This window comes from Ferrimonas aestuarii, assembly GCF_005116665.1.
Lineage (GTDB): Bacteria > Pseudomonadota > Gammaproteobacteria > Enterobacterales > Shewanellaceae > Ferrimonas > Ferrimonas aestuarii.
In genome coordinates this window covers 1-255 of record NZ_SWCJ01000057.1, presented here as the reverse complement: position 1 = coordinate 255, position 255 = coordinate 1, and the positions used below count along the sequence as shown (strand labels likewise).

Annotated in this window: 1 protein-coding gene; it reads left to right on the top strand. The window is 50.6% G+C overall.

Annotated elements, in window-relative coordinates:
* Positions 1 to 255 (top strand): DDE-type integrase/transposase/recombinase (locus FCL42_RS21605; RefSeq protein ID WP_136865461.1); only part of this gene is annotated, 255 nt, incomplete at both ends.

The following is a 255-nucleotide window of genomic DNA, read 5'->3' as shown; positions in this document are numbered from 1 at the left end:
CACGCCAAATCATGGGTTATGAGCTGAGCCACGAGATGAAAGCTGAAGATACGGTCAAAGCCCTCAACAGAGCGGTGCGAGCCAGAAGCTACTCAGGTGAATGTATCCACCACTCAGACCGAGGGGTACAATACTGCTCTGGGCTGTATCAAGGCGCACTGAGACGAGCTAACATAAGACCGTCAATGACCGACGGCTATGACTGCTACCAAAATGCACTAGCTGAGCGTGTGAATGGAATATTGAAGCATGAGT